This is a genomic window from Flavisolibacter nicotianae, assembly GCF_003628535.1.
GTDB lineage: Bacteria > Bacteroidota > Bacteroidia > Chitinophagales > Chitinophagaceae > Flavisolibacter > Flavisolibacter nicotianae.
Map to the genome: position 1 here is coordinate 929605 of NZ_RBCI01000001.1, position 16694 is coordinate 946298.

Sequence of the window (16694 nt, forward strand, 5' to 3'; positions counted from 1 at the left end):
CGGCAGAACATTCAGTTATGCAGTATTCAGTAGACAACCAATAGACAGTAAAACGCTGCATAGGTTTAATAAGGCCTGTACACTGATCCCGGAAAAATTAAATTGTTTCGGCCGATAGCGAACCGGCTTCAGGCGCCGTATCGGTCTTGGTGGTAAAAAGGGCCGGTTGGCTGTAATCGAGCCGGAAGGATTGCCGGTGAAAACGGCAGGGGCCAAATTTCTCCAGGGCTTGCTGGTGTTCCCTGGTGGCATAGCCCTTGTTTTTTGCCCAGTTGTAGTGTGGATATTTTTCGTGCAGCGCCAGCATGTAATCGTCGCGGTAGGTTTTGGCCAGGATGCTGGCGGCGGCAATTGATGCATAGAGGGCATCGCCGCCAACGATGCATTTGTGCGGAATTCGTTTGTATGGGATAAACCGGTTCCCGTCAATGAGAAGCAATTGTGGCTGTACCGGGAGCGATTTCACGGCAAGATGCATGCTTTTGAAGGAAGCCTTTAAGATATTCAGTTTGTCGATTTGCCTGTTGTCGAGTTGGGCCACCGCATGGGCAATGGCATGACGTTCGATGAAAGGACGCAATTCGTACCGCTGCTCCTCGGTAATCAGTTTTGAGTCGTTCAGCAAGGGGTGCGAAAAATCCCTGGGCAAAATAACCGCAGCGGCAAACACAGGACCGGCCAGGCACCCGCGGCCTGCCTCGTCGCAACCGGCTTCCATCAGTTCTTCCTGGAAATAAGCGTGCAGCATGGATTCAAAAATACAGCAGCACCAACAAAATCGGGGACGGCTGCCTGATTTTATCATCCATTTAATTCTTTGTAACTTGACGAAGCAGCTTCCAACTATGCGCTCCCGCCGATCAACCTGGTTTCCTTTCTGGATCATCCTTTTGGTATGCATCCTTATCCTGGCCGACCTGTTTTATCCCCGCTTCAAATCCAGGCAATTTAAAACGCCTGCGCCAGCGGCCGCCGGTGAATGGAAGGCGCCCTCCGAAAGCGACCTGGCGTCGGAACCCAACAGCGCATTGATTCGTTATGGCAAGGATCTGGTGGAAAGCACCGCCCATTACCTGGGCCCGAAAGGAACAGTGGCACAACTCACCAATGGCATGAACTGCCAGAACTGTCACCTGCAGGGAGGCACACAAAATTTTGCCAACCCGTTTAGCGCTGCTGCCTCAACCTATCCCAAGTACCGCGACCGGAGTGGACAAGTTGAATCGATCCTGTTTCGCGTTAACGACTGCATGCAGCGAAGCCTTGACGGAAAAGTATTGGACAGTGCAAGTAAAGAAATGCAGGCCATGATCGCCTACATCCGGTGGGTGGGTAAAAGCGTACCAAAAGGAGAGACACCAAAGGGAGCCGGCACGGAAAAACTTAGCTATTTGCCGCGGGCTGCCAGCCTGGAAAAAGGAAAACAAATTTTTGTGTTGAACTGCACCCGTTGCCATGGTGCGAATGGGGAGGGAGTATACCTGCCGGATTCATCGGGTTATGTTTTTCCGCCCCTGTGGGGTAGCCATAGTTTCAACGTGGGCGCAGGCTTGTACCGGCTTTCGCTGCTGGCTGCTTTTATTAAGAACAACATGCCTTTAGGCGTCACGTGGAAAGCGCCGCAACTCAGCGCCGAGCAGGCCTGGGATGTTGCCGCTTACATTGCCTCTCAGCCGCGGCCGGTAAAACCGTTTCCAAACGACTGGCCCAATATCGCCAAAAAGCCCCTCGATTATCCTTTCGGTCCCTTTGCCGATACGTTCCCCGAAGTGGTGCACAAGTATGGCCCGTTTAGCGGGATAAAGAAAAAATGAACCAACACATAAAAAAAGGCAGTCTTCCCTTCGCAACAAGCAATGGCAAAGTGAAGACTGCCGGGTTTTCTGATTTTACACGCGGCAATACGCACACTTGTGTTCCTGTGCACGAGCTACGGCCCAAACACCCGAGGGAACAATCTGAATACCGGGGAGGATTGCTGCTTTAAAATCGTTGTACACTTCTTTCGGATCCATGTTCATCGACTGGCCTATCGCGGCGCTGTACACCGTCATGGCCATGTTACAAACACAAAACATAACACCGCTTTCCTGCAGCTCGTTAATGCCAATGGCCACAGGCCCGATGCCGGGCACCTGGAAATCACCGGAAGCCGGTTTGTAAAACGCATTGCGCATTGCCGATTCTTTTGTTCTGTCATCGGTAATCTTGAAGACTTTTCCGAAGTTATACTTCGTCCAGGCAGAATTGTTCATGGCATATGGAATGGCTTCGTGGCGCAGGATCACCACGACGCTGCTTTCTGCTTCGGGTGTTCCGGTTGCCGCATTGGTCAGCAAAAACACCCGTGGCCAGGCAAACGGAAAGATCCCGCTGGGCTCCACTACATCAAAGACAATCCGGTGCTTGCCTTTGATCTGGTTGAACCAGGCATCCGGGTCTTCGTCACGAGGGGCAATGGGCAGTTCTTCCCTGGCAAAGCCTTGAAGCGGCGTGGCCAATCCTGCCAGACTCATAGCGGCAGCGCCGGTGGCCAGTGTGCCCAGGAACGCACGACGATCGGTAGGGGGGAGATTTGACGGTTCCATACTAAATGTTTTGGTGAAGAAAAAAGGAGTGCCAAAAAGGTACGAAATCCAAAGCCCTGCAACAAGTTTTTTATCCCTGCAGCTAATCAGCTGGTTGCCGCTGCGGTGGTTTTGCGGTAAAAAAGCTGTAAATTTTAAAACCAAAATTGTGCAAACATGAAACGCCTACTCTTCTTCCTTGGCCTGATGGCCGGCAGTCTTTTTTCACTCGCCCAGTCAGTTCCTTACAACGTGGTGTTTGACCTTACAAGCAAAGACACCAACGACCACAAAATGGTGGTACGCTGGCTGAGCGAAATTTCAAAAGAGAGACCCGATGCCAAACTCGAAGTGGTGTTATACGGCCAGTCGCTCGACATGGTGCAAAAAGACAAATCAGCCGTGGCACCCGCCCTGCAGGAGCTTACGCAGAACAAAAACATCGCGGTAAAAGTATGCGCCGCGGCAATGAAGCGTCACAACGTGGAAGCTTCGCAATTGCTGCCCGGTATCACCATCGTACCCGATGGCATCTACGAGATCATCACCCGTCAAAAAGAAGGCTGGGGGTACATCAAAGCGGCACATTAAAGAGAAGATCGGATAAACGAACAAGGAATGTTGAATGATAAACTGGCTTCGGCGTATCATCCTTTCTTCACAGGGGCATCCTGCCGTTGAATAAAAAAATAAACAGCGGAAGAGCCTTCTACATTCTGCATTCTTTACTCGTCTGTTCTGCGGTTGAGTTTTTCTTTCGGTACGCTGCGATTTCCGGTGAATCCATTTTTCCTCCACTTTATCCGCGGTTAGCTTTGCACCGCTATGACAGAGGCTTTTCATCTGCAACAGATAGATGTGATTCGCAGTAAACGCAGCCGGCCGGTTGCCATCTGGCTTTTGGTGGGTGTGTTCATGATCGTTGTTCAAATTATTTTGGGCGGAATCACCCGTCTTACCGACTCTGGGCTTTCCATTACGGAATGGCAACCGATTTTAGGAACGTTGCCGCCGCTGAACGAGGCGCAATGGAACAAAGCGTTCGAAGGTTACAAGCAGATCGCCCAATACAAAAACCTGCATGCTTATTTTACGCTGGACGATTTTAAGTCCATTTTTTTCTGGGAATGGCTGCACCGGCTTTGGGGCCGACTGATCGGGATTGTGTTTGCCATCCCGTTTGTGCTTTTCCTGCTGCAGAAACGGTTCAGCAAGGACATGATCAACCCGATGCTCATTCTTTTTTTGCTCGGCGGCCTGCAGGGTGCCATCGGCTGGATCATGGTGAAAAGCGGCCTCAATGACGAAAACCTCTATGTCAGCCACATTCGCCTGGCCATTCATTTCATTACCGCTCTTGGCTTGCTGGTGTATACCTATTGGTTTGCCCTGCAGTTGTTGGTGCCACCCGGGCAGAAACTTGTGTTGCCTTCTTCCCGAACTTTTCTTTTTTGGATAATCGGGCTGCTGGTGCTGCAATTGATTTACGGTGCCTTCATGGCAGGGCTGAAAGCTGCAACAGCGGCACCAACCTGGCCTTCTATCAACGGTTCGTACCTGCCGGCCGGTATCGGTTCTTACCAGGGTAGGGAAGGCACATTCTTTTCGGCGCTTGTCAACAACCCGGTCACCATCCATTTCATTCACCGGAACCTTGCTTACCTGCTAAGTCTTTTGCTTTTGGTTTGGACGAGCAAAGTGGCCAGGGTGCAGGGCAGTCCCCTGTTTCGCCGGGTGCGATGGATCCCGCTTGCACTGGTGATCGTGCAGGTAGGACTCGGTATCGCTGCCGTTTTAACCAGTTTGCAAAAAAAGCCGCAACAGTGGGGGATATTCGAGTGGAATGCACAGTTGCACCAGGCCGTGGCCATGCTGCTGCTGCTTTCCCTGGTTACGGTTTTATTTCTGCACAAGGCCTCCGGGTCTTCCGAAGGTGCGACTCGTGATGCATAAGGACTGACTTAAGCAAGAGGCTTTTGTTTGCCGAAGAATTCCATCTCTTCAAGAGATGGAATTCTTTTTGCCCCACTTCGTTCCGAACGTTGAACGGAGCCCTTCCTTCGTCAGGATAAACTGTGCAACGGGGGCTCAATGGATATTCTATTGCTGGTTCCGTAAAAAATATATCGCTCCTTCGGAGCTTTATTCACTCTATTGTTCTTTCTTCTATTAACAGGATGCCCCTCCGGGGCAAAAGAAAAGCCGTTGGCGGGGACACCGAATGGCAGCAAAAGCCTCCACCAAAATGACTGATGAAGGCTATGGAGTATCGTACAAAAGCAAGGGTCTGTGCGATAGAAAGCCCTCCCTGGAGGGGTTTGGGTAGGTTACCACTTCCTTCTTTGGCGGGCGGGGAGGCCGTAGCCGTGTGCAGCGAAGTAACCGCCTGGATCGTCTTAAAAGAAAGGTAAAGCCGCTAACTATGGAATACTTTTCTTTCCTGCCCCGTAATCTACATAAGCAGTTTCGCAGTACTTTACAACCGTTGAAAAAGCACATCGCCCTTTTTGAATACCTGCGAGGCACGTTTTATTCCCTGCCTGTACAATTACTGTTTTTGCACTTTCGCAAGTACCAGGTGCTTCTGCTTTTTTGGGGAATGCTGTTTGCAACCGTTGGCGGTGCTTTCATGAAATCCTTTGGCGCGGAAGCGCTTTTCCTGGCACCCGAATACATGGGCGATGTCAATGCGCTGGGAGCGGCGATCGTGGGGATTGCCATCGGTATTTTTATCATGTGCTGGAATGTGACCACCTTTATTTTGTTCAGCCGGCATTTCACTTTTCTTGCGGCAACGCAGTACCCGTTTTTAAAATACTGCATCAACAACAGTGCAATCCCGTTTGGCTTTTTGTTTTTTTACCTGTTCAAAGCGGCTTCTTACCTGCATACCAAAGAACTGATCGCCACTATCGAAATCGCCGTCATAATCGGCGGCTTTCTCATTGGGCTGATCCTTGTCCTAACCGTTTCGTTTTTTTACTTCTTCAGTGCCGACCGAACGATTTTTAAAAAACTGGAACCGCTTTTCAGCAGTGCCAAAAACTATATCTCGCACCTGCAGCCCGAAAAAGCGGCCGGCCGTTCGCTGCTTCATTCCGAGTGGTTCCTGGATTCTTTTTACCGGGTGCGCCGTTGTCGCGATGTGTCGCACTATTCGCACGAGCTAATGGAAAAGATCTTCAAGCGCCACCATTTTGCCGCGGTGCTTTCCATCTTTATCGTCTACCTGTTTTTGCTGATGATCGGCTTTTTTATCGACTATCCGTTTTTTCAATTGCCAGCCGGGGCGTCCATCACTATGTTGTTTGCCATCCTCATTGGCGTAACGGGTGCCATTGTGTATTTTTTTCAAAGCTGGAGCGTACCGGCACTGCTGCTGTTTGTGTTGATCATTAATTATTTCTACAACATCCAGTGGATCGACCCCCGCAACAAGGCGTATGGCCTGAATTACGACAATAAAATTTCGCAGCCGGCCTACACACAACGGAATATCGATAGCATTGCCGCATCGCCTTCGGCGGAACAGGATAAGCATAATATGGAAACGATCCTGAACCGGTGGAAAACCAAACAGGGTGAAGAAAAGCCCCTGCTTGTGGTGGTAACGACCAGCGGTGGCGGCACCCGCAGCGCCACGTTTACCATGAATGTGCTGCAGCGGCTCGACAGCATCACCGGCGGCACCATGATGAAAAAAACATTTCTGTTTACCGGTGCGTCCGGTGGCATGATCGGTGCTTCGTATTTCCGCGAACTGTACCGCGAACGGCTCCGGAATCCTTCCGTCAATTTGCAGTCCAATGCCTATGTCAACAACATTGCATCCGACCTGCTCAATCCCACGTTTACATCGTTTGTGGCAAGAGATGTGTTTGCACCGGAGCGCAAATTTTCTGTGGGCCCGTATTCGTATTTACGCGACAGGGGACTGGCCTTTGAAGAAGCCCTGAACCGCAACACCGGCAAGGTACTCGATAAAAAACTGGGCGACTACGCAGCCGACGAATCGGCGGCTAACATCCCGTTGATGCTGTACCATACCCTCATCACCCGCGATGGAAAAATGATGACCATCAGTACGCAGCCGATGCGCTTTATGATGGAGCCGCCGAAGGACAGCACGCAAAGCCTCGCCGCCGCCGATGCCATTGACTTTACATCCTTCTTTGCCAAGCAGGATCCCTACAATCTGCGCATGCTCACCATCCTGCGCATGAACGCCACTTTCCCCGTGGTGTTGCCCAACGTGTGGATGCCGTCGGAACCGGTGATCGACGTGATGGACGGCGGGCTGAGGGATAATTACGGCGTGGAAACATCGCTGCGTTTTTTGCTGCACATGCAGAAATGGATTGAAGAAAATACGAGGGGCGTGGTGCTGGTGCAGATCCGCGACCGCATGGACGGCGGCTGGGACAACCCGTACGAGTTTGACGACCTGGTGCAAAATGCCACCAAGCCTTTCTTTCTGCTGCAGCACAACTGGTACAAGATGATGGAGTATTTTCAAAAAGACATGGCCACCTACTTTTTGAGCAACAGCCGCTTCCCGGTGCACAATATCTCGTTCCAGTATATACCCCGTAAAGAACAACACAAGGCAGCCCTGAGTTTTCACCTCACCAAGCAGGAAAAACTGGACATCGCCGGTTCGTTGCAATCAGGGCACAACCAGCAAAGTTTTAAACAGGTGCTGTCACTCTTTAACGCTACGGGTAAATCAGCAAAAAGCAGTCTTTCACAATAGCAAATCGCATTTCTTCCATGGTCTCCACCGGGTCGCCGTCAATGTGCAGCGGTGCGCCACGTTCGTTGCTGATTTTGAGTGTTTCAGTTTGAAAATAAATCAGGCTGCTTCGTTCATCGACAATGTCCACGCTCTTCACTTTGTTGAAACCGCTGATCTGTTTGAGTGTTTGAAACAACACGCCCAGTTTGTTTTGTTTGGTCATGATCACCACGTCCAGCAGGCCGTCGTTGAGCGATGCTTTTGGCGCAATGGTAAAGTGATTGCCAAACTGGTTGCTGTTGGCCACCGAAATAAAAAACGCTTCCGTACGAATTTCTTTTTCGCCGGTGGAAAGCGTAAACGGGTAAGCTTTGGATGTCAAAAAATTCTGTATGGTTTTCTTTACGTACGTCGTCAAACCCCGCTTGGGTGCATTGGCAAAATCGTGTGCCACCTGTGCATCAAAACCCAGTCCGCACAACATGCAGGCAAACTGGTTGTTGATAGAAAAGCCATCGGTCAGTTTGCTGCGGCCGTTAAAAACTGTGTGCAGTGCCTTTACCGGGTCTTTGGAGATCCCCGCGCTAAAAGCAAGGCCGTTGCCCGACCCGCAGGGAATGATTCCAAACTGCACCCCCAGTTTGCGAAGACTGTTGACCGCCTGGTTGATGGTGCCGTCGCCGCCGGCGATCACCACGTCGGTGAACTTTTGTTCTTTGATGATGGGATAAAGAAAGGCATAATCACCGCCGGCCACCGAAGGGTAGATGGCAAACGAAAAACCGGCCCGCCGGGTTTCCTTTTCAATGATTTCCTGTACTGACTTTTTATTTTTTGTTCCCGAAATGGGATTTACGATGTAAAGGATTTTTCGGTGCACTACACGTCCGTATTAATTGGCGCAAATGTAGGTTGCAAAAAAAACTCTGCCGCTCAAACAATTTGCCGAGGAACCGATTGCTGCAGGCGCTTTTGCAGTTCGGCTTCATCGGTCAGGTCGAGTCGCAGCGGCGTAATGGAAACATAGCCGTTTTCCACCGCCCACCGGTCCGTGCCTTCTTCGGCCGGTTCCAGCGGGATTACCGTAAACCAGTAGTGCTTTCGACCCATCGGGTCCATGCCCGGTTCGATGCGGTTGTCGTACAGCCGCACGGACTGCCTTGTCCACATGATGCCTTTGGGCTTTGCCGGGAAGTTAACGTTGTACAGTGCCAGGCGGTCGTCCTGCAGCAACATTGTCAGCGTTTCTTCCACGAAGGGCGCCAGCGCCTCAAAATCCGGCTCTTCTTTTCCCACGGGTGTGCTCAGCGCAATGCCTTTTACACCGAGCAACACAGCCTGCTTGGCGGCTGCCAGCGTGCCGGAGTGCCACATGGCGTTGCCCAGGTTCGGGCCCATGTTGATGCCGGAAAGCACCACATCGGTTTTGGCCAGGTGGGTACCTAGCGCGGCGCAGTCGGCCGGTGTTCCATTCACTTTGAAGGCCTGAACGCCATCCACGGGGATGTTGGCTTTTTTAAACGAAATGGGCAGGTGGGCCGTAATGGCGTGGGAGGCGGAAGAACGTTCTACATCGGGCGCCATGATGCGCACCTCGCCAAATTTTTTGGCCACCTGGGCCAGCGCAGCCAGCCCCGGGCTGTAAATGCCGTCGTCGTTTGCGATCAGGATATTCATGCAAAAACCTGCAACATTATTATGCCAATCTCTCGCAGGCCGGTCTTTCTGCGATCTGGTATGCTTTTGTTGAGCCTTGGTGCATAGAAGATAAATTATGCAAAGAGTAAAATTGATCCACAATCCAACGGCAGGCGATGAGGCGCATAGCAAGGAAGCGTTAATGGAAGAAATAAGAGTAGCAGGGTTTGACTGTAGATACGCCTCTACAAAGGTCAAGGGCTGGAAGGAGATAGAAGAAGACACGGAGTTGATCGCCATTGCCGGCGGCGATGGCACGGTGCGCAAAGTGGTAAGACAGGTTCTGAAGCAGAAAGCCCTGGCGAAAAACCTGCTGCTTGGTGTGCTGCCACTGGGCACGGCCAACAACATTGGCAAGACCTTTAACGTTAGCAGCGACACGGGGAAAACCATCCAGTCGTGGAAAGAGGCTAAGATCAAAAAAGTGGATATCGGGCTCGTGGAAAATGTACCCGACGTATCGTTTTTCCTCGAAGGCTTTGGCTTTGGACTTTTCCCCTACCTGATGAAAACCATGAAAGAAAAAGCCGAGGTGTACGACTCGCCGGAAGAAGAGCTGAAAGGCGCCCTGAAAGTGCTGCACAATATCCTTTTGTCCTACAAGCCCCGTTATTGCAAGCTCGAGATCGACGGCACGGACCACTCGGGCATGTTCTACATGGTGGAAGTCATGAACATCCGCTCCATCGGTCCCAACATGGTGCTGGCACCGCTGGCCGACCCGGGTGATGGCGAACTGGAAGTGGTGCTGGTACCGGAAGCCAACAAGGAAAAGTTTGCCGAGTTTCTGCTGCACAAGCTCACCGAAGGCGAAGATGCCTACCAGTTTCATACACTGAAAGGAAAAAACATCTCCATCCGCTGGGATGGCACCCGTATACATGCCGATGATAAAATGCTCAAGCTGCCAAAGGAAACAGATGTTCGCATTACCGTAAAAGAAGGAGCTTTGCAGTTCATTGTTCCGGCCGATGAACCAGCAAACGGGTAAATACATCATTGTACTTGGCGCCGTGATCGTTTTGATCGGCGCCATTGTTTATTTCTTCGGCAACAAGCTGCACTGGATTGGCCGGCTGCCCGGCGACATCCGCATCGAGCGGGAAAACATGCGTTTTTATTTTCCACTCACCACGATGATCCTTTTCAGCGTGCTGCTGACGCTGATCGTGAATCTGCTTCGGAAAATTTTATAAGGCGAATTTCTTTTTGTTTCGCCATTGCACCAGCAGCCAAATCACTTCGGCGCTGCACAAGGTCGCCAGCGCAAACAGGGCGGGTTTTAGTGCTTTTTCCATGTTGAGAAAGGCGCCGGTCAGCGCAAGGGCGTAGACGGTGAAGGGCAGGAGTGCCATCAAAGCCAGCCCGGCCCTGTTGAGCGGGATTTTAAACGGGCGGTGATCGTGTGCGGCAATTTTCCGCAGGCGAATTAGCGCAATGTATTCCAGGCAAAGGGCCGCGCCGTAAAGTGTGATATCGATGATGATCAGTTCGCCAAAGGTCCAGAACACCATGCCGCTCACGACAATGGAGCAGCAAAGGATAGACACGTAAGGGCTTTTGTATCTTGGATGAAGCGCATGCAGTTTGGCGGGCAGGAGGCCGTCGTCCGACATCACTTTGGGAATGCGGGAAACAGAAAGCAACACGGCGGAATACAGGCCCAGCGCACTGGCCATTCCGCCCAGGGCGATGATGGCGCCCAGGGTTTTTCCACCCAGTAACTGGCCCAGCGACGGAAAGCCTGTTTCGGAAAGGACCGTTGCATTAATGCCGGCATTGATGGCAATGAGTACGGCCAGAAAGTAAATGCAGAAAACGGCCACAAAGGCCATCAGCACCGAAAGCAGGTAGGAGCGGACCGGCTTGGCCACTTCTTCGGCATAGGTGGTGACGTTGTCCCAGCCAATGAAATTCCACATCACAGTGTAAAGCCCCAGGCTTACCATCGAAAAATTCGATTGCCGCAAAGAAGGCGTTGGTATGACCAGGTGCCCGTTGTGCTGCACCATCGACCAGCCAAAAAGAAGCACAAACGGTATCAAAACAAGCACGCTTAAAACAAGCGACGTTCTTCCCACCGGCACAATGCCCAGGATGTTGATGCCACCGGAGACCCAGATAACCAGCAGGCAAATGGGAATTTTATACGCTTCCGCTTCGGGAAAGAAAAACGACAGGTACTGCACAAAGAGCACCGGGTAGATGGCAAGATCTGCAAAGGTGTATAGCCAGGTCCACCAGCCCTCGTAAAACGCCCAGCGAAGGCCGAGGGCACGCTTTACCCACTGGTAGTACCCACCGGTTACCGGCATCATGCTATTTAGCTCCAGGATGGTGAAGATGGTGGGAATGTCCCAGGCCAATGGCGTCAGCAGCAACAGCAGCAGGGAGGCGTTAGCGCCGGTTTGTTCCAGCAGCGGTTCCAGGCCATAAGGACCGCCGGAAACGGTCAGGAAAATGACGGCAGCCAACTGGATGGGTTTCAGCTTTCGTTTTGCAGCAACAGACATGGCGGTAAATGTAACGGGAATTGTTTTTTGTAGCGGCCGCTTTCATTTATCGGAAAAGTGAGCGCTGGCATCCTTATCTCCGCAATCTGCTGTCTCACCGAAAAGTTTTTGTTAACCTTCCCCCTTCTTCTGGCTACCCCGGTCGAAAGGTGTACCTTCGCGCCTCCTAAAACAGCCGCAAGCTGTTGGCGACAAGCCGCAAGCTTTTTTGCACCGCTTGAAGCCGATGGCTTGAAGCTTGCAGCTTAATCGTTATGGATATCAGAAACATTGCAATCATTGCCCACGTTGACCACGGTAAAACAACCCTGGTTGATAAGATCCTGCACGCCACCAAGGTGTTCCGTGATAACCAGGAAACCGGTGAACTCATCATGGACAACAACGACCTGGAACGTGAAAGAGGGATCACCATCTTTAGTAAGAACGCAGCCGTGACCTACAACGGCGTTAAAATAAACGTGATCGACACGCCGGGCCACGCCGACTTTGGCGGCGAGGTAGAACGGGTGTTGAAAATGGCGGACGGCGTTTGCCTGCTGGTCGATGCCTTTGAAGGCCCGATGCCGCAAACCCGTTTTGTGCTGCAAAAAGCACTGGCACTGGGATTAAAGCCCATAGTGATCATCAATAAAGTAGACAAGCCAAACTGCCGTCCGGACGAAGTGCACGACGCGGTGTTCGAGTTGTTCTTCAACCTCGATGCCACCGAAGAGCAGCTGGACTTCCCCACCTACTACGGTTCGGGCAAGAACGGTTGGTTCAACGACAGCCTGACCGAGATCGATAACATTACACCCCTGCTGGATGGCATCATCAAGCATGTTCCCGCACCGAAAGTGAGCGAAGGAACGCTGCAAATGCAGATCACCTCACTGGACTACTCTTCTTTCCTTGGCCGTATTGCCATTGGTAAAGTAGCCCGCGGTACCATCAAAGAAAACCAGCCCATTTCCCTGATGCAGGCCGATGGCGTCATCAAGAAACAACGTGTTCGCGAACTGTATGTGTTCGAAGGCATGGGCAAGAAAAAAGTGTCAGAAGTCGTTGCCGGCAACCTTTGCGCCGTGGTTGGCCTGGATGGTTTCAACATTGGCGACACCATTGCCGATTTTGAGGCCCCCGAAGCCCTGCCGGTTATCAGCGTGGACGAGCCCACGATGAACATGCAGTTTTCCATCAACAACTCGCCTTTCTTTGGTAAGGACGGAAAATTTGTGACCTCCCGTCACCTGCGTGACCGCCTGATGAAAGAAACGGAAAAGAACCTGGCCCTTCGTGTAAAAGATACCGACAGCGCCGATAGCTTCATGGTCTATGGCCGTGGTATCCTGCACCTGGGTGTGCTGATCGAGACCATGCGTCGCGAAGGCTATGAACTGACCATCGGTCAGCCGCAGGTAATTACGAAAGAAATTGACGGCAAAAAATGCGAGCCCTTCGAAACCCTGGTGGTGGATGTGCCGCAGGAATACGCTTCCAAAGTGATCGACCTCGTTACCCGTCGCAAAGGCGAAATGCTGGTGATGGAAACCAAGGGCGACATGCAGCACCTGGAATTTGAAATTCCTTCCCGCGGTCTGCTGGGTCTGCGTACCAACATGCTGACCAACACCGCCGGTGAAGCCGTGATGAACCACCGCTTCAGCGAATACAAACCCTGGAAAGGACCGATCCCCGGCCGTAACAACGGTGTGCTGATTGCCAAGGAAGCCGGTACAACAACCGCCTATTCGATTGATAAATTACAGGACCGTGGTTTCTTCTTTGTCGACCCGGGTGAAGAAGTGTATCGCGGGATGATCATCGGTGAGAACAACAAGCCTGGTGACCTGGTGGTGAACCCGAACGAAGGAAAGAAGCTCACCAACATGCGGGCCTCCGGTTCCGATGGTACGGTCAGCCTGCCGCCCAAGCGCCTGATGACCCTGGAAGAATGCATGGAGTACATCCAGCAGGACGAATGCATCGAGGTCACACCGAACTACATCCGCATGCGGAAGGTGATCCTGGATGAGGAAGAAAGAAAGAAGCAGCAAAAGCGCATGAGCGCCGAAGCCGTGTAAATAGAAACGCCATCCCGCACTTGCAGGATGGCGTTTTTCGTTAAAGACCGAACAGGTTTCGAAACCTGTTCGGTCTCTTTTTTAAAAAGCCTTCGGTACCGCTTTTTGTTTTTCGATCTGCTGCCGGATTAGTTCCTTGTCCCCAACCATCACCTTGGTCATTTTATCATACTGGATATAGTTGCGAGTCATTTCCGAAACTTTTTCGGGTGTCACCGCGTACATGTTTTTGATGTAGTTGGTAAGGTAGCTGTCGTTGAGGCCATAGAGGTCGAGGAAATTCAGCTGGCTGATAATGCCGCCGGGCGAAGAGTTGCGCAACACGAAAATGCCGGCCTCGTAGTTTTGAATGCCCTGCAATTCTTCTTTTGACGGTGGACCCGCCTGCAGGCGGTTGATCTCTTTGTGAATCTCCTGCAGGGCATCGATGGTATGTTCACTGGTCACATCGGCCACTTCGTACCAGAGCGAGCTGCCTTTGCGGTTTTGCACCGTACTGAAAGGCGAATAGGTGTAGCCTTTGTTTTCGCGGATATTGCTGGTGATGCGGGAACCAAACGAGCCGCCCAAAAGCGAATTGGTCACCAGCAGCGGCAGGTAGTCTTTGTTATCGGGTGTTGGTACCGGCATGCCCACCATTACCGTGGTTTGCGGCGCCCCTTTCCGTTCCACCATCAGCGTGTCGCTCACCGGGCTTGCCGTCACCGGCGGGTATTGAACGGGCGGACCGGCCTTCCATTTGCTGAAGGCCGTTGCGATGGCAGCGTCCACGGCCGCCTCGTTAAACTTGCCAACGACGTAAACCACCGAGCGGCGGGCACCGAAATTCTTGTTGTAAAAATCCTTTACCATTTCCAGCGAATAGCTATTGATCATTTCTTCCGTCGGGAACATGCGTCCGTACGGATGATCTTTGTAGAGAGCCTGGAAAAACTGCTCCTGCGCCTGTGCCTGCGGCACCGCTTTTTGCACGGTCAGCTGTCGTTTCAGATCGCCCTTCAATCGCTCCAGCTCACTGGCCGGAAAGGCGGGGTTCATCACCAGGTCCGCTACCAGTTTGATAAAGGCCGGTGCAAATTCCGAGAGAACCGATCCGTTGATCGTGGTTTGGGTCATGCCCACACTCACGTTCAACTCACCGCCCATCTGTGCGGCTTTTTTTGAAAGGGCGGCAAAGTTCATCGCGGCCGTTCCTTCCTTTAGCAGGCGGCCTGTCAGGTCGGCCAGCCATACTTCATTCGCTCCTTCGTGCACATTGCCCGTTTTGATGATCAGACTGATGGTTGCTTTCGGGATGGCACCGTATTGCACAGTGGTGCTCTTTAAACCGTTCGGGTAGGACTTTTCTTTTTTTGCCGAAAGCTTAAAATCTTTGGCTGTGCCACCGGCTGGTGGCGTCTGCTTTTGCGCAAACAGGGCTTGAACAAAGAGCGTACAGACAAGTGCGGTAGTGATCGTTCGCTGTTTCATGGTTGTGCCGGTTTGGGTTCAATAATCAGGATCGTACGGTTGGTGGAACGCAGGTATTCGCTGGCCGTTTTACGTACCAGCGCCGGTGTGATTTTTTTGAATTCGCCTTCCAGCCTGTTGATCTTCGACGGGTCATCGTCGAAGAGGGCAAACGAGGCCAGGAGGTTTACCTTTCCCACACCAAAAAAAGAGCTGATTTCGTCGTAGAGACCCGAGCGCATTTTTACACTGGCCAGTTGTATGTCTTCTGCAGTAACGTGGCTGGCTACATCGGCAACGGCCTTGTCAAATTCGTGGATGATGGAATCGGCCGGCACTTTGGCATCGTAAATCAGGTTGGCCACCCAGAGCATGGGACCGTTGTAGTCGAACATGTTGCCCAAGCCAACGTTGATGCCGCCGCTGACATTGCTGGAATACCCTTTCTGTTGCACCAGCTGCTGGTACAATTTGCTGTTTTGTCCCTGCAACAGCATTTGGTCAATCAGTCCCATGGCATAGTATTCCGGCGTGTTGCGGGGCGGCATTTTGTAGGCCACCGCAATGGCTGGTTTTTTGGCCAGTTTGTCGTCCTTGGTGGCCCGTTTTTCTTTTTGCTGTGCCGGTTCGGTCAGGTCTGGTTTGGGCGGCAGCTTGGCCGCGGGAATTTTACTGAAATACTGGTCAACCCACTTCTTTGCATCCGGTATTTCAAAATCGCCGGCCACCACCAGCACCGCGTTGTTGGGACTATAGTACGTTTTAAAAAAGCTTTCCACGTCTTTCAGGTTGGCCGAATCCAGGTCGGCCAGGTCGCCGTAGAAGTTGTGGGCATTGTACCAGTTTTCATTGGCGTACTGCGGCATGTCCAGCCAGGGAAAACCACCGTAAGGCTGGTTCAGCACGTTCACCTTGACTTCATTTTTTACCACGCCCTGCTGGTTGGTCAGGTTTTCCTGGGTGATCTTCAGGCCCCGCATGCGGTCGGCCTCGGCCCACAAGGCCGTTTCCAGTTTGTGCGAAGGCATCACTTCAAAATAGTTGGTGAAATCAAAACGGGTGGAGCCGTTCAAAATGCCACCGTTTTCCTGTACCAGTTTGATGAATTCCATCTTGCCCAAATTCTCCGAGCCCTGGAACATCATGTGTTCAAACAAATGTGCAAACCCGGTGCGGTTTTTCGGCTCGATGCGAAAACCAATGTTGTAATAAACACCAACGGCCACCGTCGGTGCAGTTTTGTCGGGCGACAAAACCACTTTTAGTCCGTTGGGCAGTTTGTAATACGTAACCGGCACCTGCAGGCCCGTGTTGCTTTGCGCACACAAAGAGCCAAATGCCGCAAAGACGCCGAGCAGTCCACAGAGCGTTGTTCTTGCCGGGAAATAGCGAAGAAAGCGCATAGGCAGTATCGATTTAGTGGTTAAAAAACAAGGTGCTTGGTTTCCTTTCCGGGTCCGGATCAGGCAGTTCAACTCAATACACTGAATATAAGCAAGATTCCGAATGACTTGCGGGAAAGATGAAGAGCGGTTATAAAAATGGCTGGAGTTGAAAACACCTTTTTCCCGGCCAACGGGTCGCAGCAATTGATGAAGGAGGGATGGCAACTCATGGAAACAAAAAAGCAGTTGGTTCTTCCGGGACTTTGCAAGCATTGCCGGTA

Annotated in this window: 14 protein-coding genes; 7 read left to right on the top strand and 7 right to left on the bottom strand. The window is 51.8% G+C overall.

Features of this window, described 5'->3' with window-relative positions; translation table 11 throughout:
* Positions 1 to 97: 97 nt before the first annotated feature.
* A complete protein-coding gene (locus tag D6024_RS04115) occupies positions 98 to 748 on the bottom strand; it encodes a ribonuclease HII (protein WP_121353211.1) in 651 nt (216 codons plus the stop codon).
* A gap of 76 nt (positions 749 to 824) precedes the next feature.
* Between D6024_RS04115 and D6024_RS04120 the strand changes: the two genes are divergently transcribed.
* Positions 825 to 1814, top strand: coding sequence for a c-type cytochrome (locus D6024_RS04120; RefSeq protein ID WP_205573217.1), 990 nt, complete (start codon positions 825 to 827; stop codon positions 1812 to 1814).
* A 75-nt stretch (positions 1815 to 1889) separates the two neighbouring features.
* Here the strand turns inward: D6024_RS04120 and D6024_RS04125 are convergent, their stop codons facing one another.
* On the bottom strand, positions 1890 to 2588 hold the full coding sequence (locus tag D6024_RS04125) for a hypothetical protein (RefSeq protein ID WP_121353494.1): 699 nt from the start codon (positions 2586 to 2588) through the stop codon (positions 1890 to 1892).
* 156 nt (positions 2589 to 2744) lie between these two features.
* Here D6024_RS04125 and D6024_RS04130 point away from each other — a divergent pair, with 156 nt between their 5' ends.
* The 3 genes from D6024_RS04130 (at position 2745) to D6024_RS04140 (ending at position 7320) form a co-directional block, all read left to right on the top strand.
* Entirely contained in the window at positions 2745 to 3158 is a 414-nt protein-coding gene (locus D6024_RS04130) for a DsrE family protein (RefSeq protein ID WP_121353212.1), read from the top strand.
* A gap of 267 nt (positions 3159 to 3425) precedes the next feature.
* Positions 3426 to 4520 carry a COX15/CtaA family protein gene (locus D6024_RS04135; RefSeq protein ID WP_240409929.1) on the top strand — a complete coding sequence of 365 codons (1095 nt, stop codon included), beginning with the start codon at positions 3426 to 3428 and terminating at the stop codon, positions 4518 to 4520.
* A gap of 532 nt (positions 4521 to 5052) precedes the next feature.
* Entirely contained in the window at positions 5053 to 7320 is a 2268-nt protein-coding gene (locus D6024_RS04140) for a patatin-like phospholipase family protein (RefSeq protein WP_162944515.1), read from the top strand.
* Here D6024_RS04140 and D6024_RS04145 read toward each other — a convergent pair.
* Both D6024_RS04145 and surE read right to left on the bottom strand, forming a co-directional pair.
* Entirely contained in the window at positions 7283 to 8182 is a 900-nt protein-coding gene (locus tag D6024_RS04145; RefSeq protein WP_121353218.1) for a diacylglycerol/lipid kinase family protein, read from the bottom strand. The genes D6024_RS04140 and D6024_RS04145 overlap by 38 nt on opposite strands.
* 53 nt (positions 8183 to 8235) lie before the next feature.
* Positions 8236 to 8979, bottom strand: a complete 744-nt coding sequence (gene surE / locus D6024_RS04150; RefSeq protein WP_121353220.1) for a 5'/3'-nucleotidase SurE — start codon at positions 8977 to 8979, stop codon at positions 8236 to 8238.
* A 97-nt stretch (positions 8980 to 9076) separates the two neighbouring features.
* Here surE and D6024_RS04155 point away from each other — a divergent pair, with 97 nt between their 5' ends.
* Complete coding sequence (locus D6024_RS04155) at positions 9077 to 9991, top strand: diacylglycerol/lipid kinase family protein (protein ID WP_121353222.1); 915 nt, start codon at positions 9077 to 9079, stop codon at positions 9989 to 9991.
* Positions 9972 to 10196, top strand: a complete 225-nt coding sequence (locus tag D6024_RS04160) for a DUF2905 domain-containing protein (RefSeq protein WP_121353224.1) — start codon at positions 9972 to 9974, stop codon at positions 10194 to 10196. Before D6024_RS04155 ends, D6024_RS04160 begins: the two co-directional genes overlap by 20 nt.
* Here D6024_RS04160 and D6024_RS04165 read toward each other — a convergent pair.
* On the bottom strand, positions 10191 to 11513 hold the full coding sequence (locus D6024_RS04165) for an APC family permease (protein ID WP_121353226.1): 1323 nt from the start codon (positions 11511 to 11513) through the stop codon (positions 10191 to 10193). The two genes, D6024_RS04160 and D6024_RS04165, sit on opposite strands and share 6 nt — an antisense overlap.
* A gap of 254 nt (positions 11514 to 11767) precedes the next feature.
* Between D6024_RS04165 and typA the strand changes: the two genes are divergently transcribed.
* A complete protein-coding gene (gene typA, locus D6024_RS04170) occupies positions 11768 to 13579 on the top strand; it encodes a translational GTPase TypA (protein ID WP_121353228.1) in 1812 nt (603 codons plus the stop codon).
* A gap of 81 nt (positions 13580 to 13660) precedes the next feature.
* On the opposite strand, the gene D6024_RS04175 is transcribed toward typA, so the two are convergent.
* Positions 13661 to 15049, bottom strand: a complete 1389-nt coding sequence (locus tag D6024_RS04175; RefSeq protein ID WP_121353230.1) for a M16 family metallopeptidase — start codon at positions 15047 to 15049, stop codon at positions 13661 to 13663.
* The gene (locus D6024_RS04180) at positions 15046 to 16431 is read right to left on the bottom strand and encodes a M16 family metallopeptidase (RefSeq protein ID WP_121353231.1); all 1386 of its coding nucleotides are present in this window, start codon (positions 16429 to 16431) and stop codon (positions 15046 to 15048) included. Before D6024_RS04180 ends, D6024_RS04175 begins: the two co-directional genes overlap by 4 nt.
* Positions 16432 to 16694 lie beyond the last annotated feature (263 nt).

Coding starts and splice junctions, on each gene's coding strand:
- D6024_RS04115 (WP_121353211.1), bottom strand. CDS start 748: ATGCTGCACGCTTATTTCCAGGAAGAACTGATGGAAGCCGGTTGCGAC.
- D6024_RS04125 (WP_121353494.1), bottom strand. CDS start 2,588: ATGGAACCGTCAAATCTCCCCCCTACCGATCGTCGTGCGTTCCTGGGC.
- D6024_RS04130 (WP_121353212.1), top strand. CDS start 2,745: ATGAAACGCCTACTCTTCTTCCTTGGCCTGATGGCCGGCAGTCTTTTT.
- surE (WP_121353220.1), bottom strand. CDS start 8,979: ATGAATATCCTGATCGCAAACGACGACGGCATTTACAGCCCGGGGCTG.
- D6024_RS04155 (WP_121353222.1), top strand. CDS start 9,077: ATGCAAAGAGTAAAATTGATCCACAATCCAACGGCAGGCGATGAGGCG.
- D6024_RS04160 (WP_121353224.1), top strand. CDS start 9,972: ATGAACCAGCAAACGGGTAAATACATCATTGTACTTGGCGCCGTGATC.
- D6024_RS04165 (WP_121353226.1), bottom strand. CDS start 11,513: ATGTCTGTTGCTGCAAAACGAAAGCTGAAACCCATCCAGTTGGCTGCC.
- typA (WP_121353228.1), top strand. CDS start 11,768: ATGGATATCAGAAACATTGCAATCATTGCCCACGTTGACCACGGTAAA.
- D6024_RS04175 (WP_121353230.1), bottom strand. CDS start 15,049: ATGAAACAGCGAACGATCACTACCGCACTTGTCTGTACGCTCTTTGTT.
- D6024_RS04180 (WP_121353231.1), bottom strand. CDS start 16,431: ATGCGCTTTCTTCGCTATTTCCCGGCAAGAACAACGCTCTGTGGACTG.